General features: G+C 66.4%; 5 protein-coding genes. All 5 read left to right on the top strand.

Translation table 11 applies throughout. The features are described 5' to 3' along the window. The first annotated feature begins 129 nt into the window (after window positions 1–129). A complete protein-coding gene (locus ACEQXV_RS17530; RefSeq protein WP_370270240.1) occupies window positions 130–924 on the top strand; it encodes a CbbQ/NirQ/NorQ/GpvN family protein in 795 nt (264 codons plus the stop codon). Window positions 925–928: 4 nt separating this feature from the next. Further along, the gene (locus ACEQXV_RS17525; RefSeq protein ID WP_370270239.1) at window positions 929–2,803 is read left to right on the top strand and encodes a nitric oxide reductase activation protein NorD; all 1,875 of its coding nucleotides are present in this window, start codon (window positions 929–931) and stop codon (window positions 2,801–2,803) included. Between the two features lies 1 nt (window position 2,804). After that, entirely contained in the window at window positions 2,805–2,990 is a 186-nt protein-coding gene (locus ACEQXV_RS17520; RefSeq protein ID WP_093450967.1) for a hypothetical protein, read from the top strand. After that, window positions 2,987–3,202 carry an NnrT protein gene (locus ACEQXV_RS17515; RefSeq protein ID WP_093450965.1) on the top strand — a complete coding sequence of 72 codons (216 nt, stop codon included), beginning with the start codon at window positions 2,987–2,989 and terminating at the stop codon, window positions 3,200–3,202. The genes ACEQXV_RS17520 and ACEQXV_RS17515 overlap by 4 nt, the downstream gene beginning before the upstream one ends. Beyond that, window positions 3,202–3,470: NnrU family protein (locus ACEQXV_RS17510; RefSeq protein ID WP_370270237.1), on the top strand; the 269-nt coding region annotated here is incomplete at its 3' end. The genes ACEQXV_RS17515 and ACEQXV_RS17510, both read left to right, overlap by 1 nt.

The raw sequence follows: 3,470 nt of genomic DNA, 5'->3' as shown, positions 1-3,470 counted from the left end.
GCTTCGGCTCGGGTGTGGCGGTGGTCCTCGGTGCGCTCCTCTTCATCTACTCCATGCTCGTGGTGCGCCGCGAGGTGGTCAAACCCGGCCCCGTGATCAAAGACGCGGCCGTTCCGGGAGAGTGATCCGATGAAAGACCTGCATAACTCCGACCTGCCGTTCTACCAGCCCGTCGCCGATGAATGCGCGGTGTTCGAGACGGCCCATGCCAACGCTCTGCCCCTTCTTCTGAAGGGGCCGACCGGCTGCGGCAAGACGCGCTTTGTCGAACACATGGCGGCCAGGCTCGGCCTGCCGCTGCACACGGTGGCCTGCCACGACGACCTCTCGGCCGCCGACCTGATCGGGCGCTACCTGCTGAAGGGCGGCGAGACCGTCTGGGTCGACGGGCCGCTCACCCGGGCAGTGCGCGAAGGCGGCATCTGCTACCTCGACGAGGTGGTGGAGGCCCGCAAGGATGTCACCGTCGTCCTGCATCCGCTGACCGATGACCGCCGCCGGCTGGTCATCGACAAGACGGGCGAGGAACTGGTCGCCCCGGACAGCTTCATGCTCGTCGCCAGCTACAACCCCGGCTACCAGAACATCCTGAAAAAGCTGAAGCCCTCGACCCGGCAGCGATTCGTCTCCGTCGGGTTCGATTTTCCGACATCGGAGGTCGAGGTGCCGGTCGTGATCCGCGAAAGCGGGCTGGACGAAGGCCGGGCGAAGGCCTTGGTCCGACTGGCGGGCGGTATCCGCAACCTCTCGGGCATGGATCTTGAGGAAGGGGTCTCGACCCGTCTGCTGATCTACGCCGCCACGATGATCGCCAAGGGGATGCCCGTCGACCGGGCCCTTCAGGCCGCGATCATCGAACCGCTCAGCGATGAGCCGGACGTTCAACAGGCCCTGCGCGATATCGCCAGCGCCGTATTCGGGTGATGCCATGATCCACGTTCTCGACCTCATGGAGCCGGAGGAAACTGTCGGTAACCTCTGGCACGACATGGCGACGCGCAAGGCCGCAAAGGATGCTGAGCGCGCCGTCACATTCGACGCCATGCGCCCCAGCCTTGCCGCACTCTTCCGGGCACTCGGTGGCCCGGCGGGGGTCGAGATCGTGGCATCGCCGCTTGCCTCCTCCGACCATCGGCCCGGCCTGTTCCGCCGGGTCGGCACCCCGCGCGAAAAGGTCCATGTGGCGGACTTCGACGGGGATCGCCTGCGTCTGCCGCCGGTGATGGACTGCTTTTCCACACGGGAGCTGAACCGCGCCGCCTATCTCTGGCTCGCCGCCATCGCCGCGTTTGCGGAGGTCCCCGCGCGGCTGGCCGACCCCTATCGTAACGACCTCGCCCAGATCGCGGCGAACGAAGCCGCCATGGACCGCGCCTTCCGCGCTTGCCCCGGTCTTCAGGAAGATTACCGGGTGCTCTGCCTCGAAACCTGCGCCCTGCGCAAACGCGGCGCCCTGCCCCAACACGAAGCCTCGGTCGAGCTGATGATCCTTGATCAGATCGGCTGCCAGCGTGGCGGGATCGAAGAAATCGACACCCCCGCCCCGCGCGGCTACCGCAGTTATGCCCCGGTGCCGATCTGGCTGCGGTTCCTGCCGCGGACCACCGGCAAGGGCGCGGCGGATACAGCGGAGGACCCCGATCAGACTCCCGCCTTCGCCGTTCCCAGCCGGAAAGAGGCGAAACGCGAGGACCGCGATCAGGCCAACCGCAACGACGGGTTCATCATCCATCGGTTCGAAACGATCATGTCATGGGCCGAAAGCCTGAACATCAACCGCATGGTCGATGACGACGATCAGGACAATGCTGCAAAGGCGGCCGAGGATCAGGACCACCTGACATTCTCGGAGAACATGAAGCGCGCCGCGACCCGTCTGCGCCTGTCGCTGGATCTGTCGCCGCAGGATGCCGATCACGAGATGCTGGCAGGCAAGTTCACCTATCCCGAATGGAACCGCCGCTCCGGTGATTACATGCCCGGCCATACCCGCGTCCTGGAAGCGCCCGCACCACCGCGCACCGAATACGCCCCTGACCCGCGCCTCGTCGCCCGGGTCAAACGCCAGTTCGCGCCGCTGCACCCGCGCCGCGTTGTCCTGCCCCGCCAGATCGACGGTGAGGATCTCGACCTCGATGCCATCGTCACGTCCCGCACAGATATCGCCTGCGGGCAGGAAGGGTCAGACCGGGTCTGGCAAGCGGGACGCCCAGTGGCGCGCGACCTGAGCGTCGCGATCCTGATGGACTGCTCCCGCTCCACTGAAGCCGCTATCGGCGACACCTCCGTCATCGAGGTCGCCCGCGAAGCCCTGTCATCGCTTGCGGAAGGGATCGACACCGCCGGCGACCGGCTTGGGATCTGGGGCTTCTCCTCGCTCCGCCGCGATCGCGTCTTTCTGCATCGTGCGAAGACCTTCGAGGAACCGATGTCCGGCGACGTCACCGCCCGGATCGGGGGCCTTGCACCCGGCCATTACACCCGGCTCGGCGCGGCGATCCGCCATGTCTCGGCCCAGCTCGCCGAAGAAGGCGCGACCCGCCGCCTGATGCTGGTGCTGACCGACGGCAAACCCAACGACCTCGACCACTACGAGGGTCAGCACGGGATCGAGGACAGCCGCATGGCCGTCCGCGAGGCCCGCGCCCTCGGCCAGGCCGTGCATGGCGTCATCGTCGATCAGGATGGCCAGGACTGGTTCGCCCGCATCTTCGGCCGCGCGGGCTTTACCCTGCTGCCGCAGCCCGCGCGCCTGCCCCGCGCCCTGCCCGAGATCTATCAAACCCTGACCATGGAGAGCTGAGATGAAACGCATTCTCGCCGTCACCCCGTATCTTGCACTGGCACTGCCCACGTCCGCCCTGGCGGAGGCGTTCGACAGACCCATCCCCCAACCCCAGACAGAGACGGCGGAGTTCTGGTTCTTCGTGGGCTCTGTCGCGCTGGTCCTGTCACTTGTCGCCGTGCAGATGCTGGTGAGCCGCCGATGAGACCCTCACCGAAGCTCTTCGCGGCGCTCTATCCGTTCGGGGCCGGCGCCATGGGAGTGAACCTCTTCTTCGCGTCGCTCATCGGGTCATGGATGGGCTTACCCGTCCTGACGCCCTGGCAATCCGCCGCCGGGGGGCTGGTCATCGGCTTGCCCGCGACCTACGCCTTCGCCTGTCACATCGTGCGACTGATGGAGAAAGCCGAAAGCTGATGACCGGATGGACGGAATACACGCTCGCACTGGCGATCTTCATCGCCAGCCACTTTTTGCCGCGCATCGGCGGCCTGCGCGACGGGCTGATCGCCGCGGTCGGTCGGCGGGTGTATTTCTCGGCCTACGGACTGCTGTCCCTTGCACTACTTGTCTGGGTCATCGTAGCCGCGGGTCGGGCACCCTATGTCGAACTCTGGCCACAGGTTCCTTGGACAAGGTGGGTCCCCACCATCGCGAGTCCCATTGCCACCGTGCTGGTTGTCTG

It is taken from the genome of Nioella sp. (assembly GCF_964229645.1).
In the GTDB taxonomy this organism is placed as follows: Bacteria; Pseudomonadota; Alphaproteobacteria; order Rhodobacterales; family Rhodobacteraceae; genus Nioella.
Note: the sequence above shows the minus strand (reverse complement) of the source record. Positions and strands in the feature narration are given on the sequence as shown.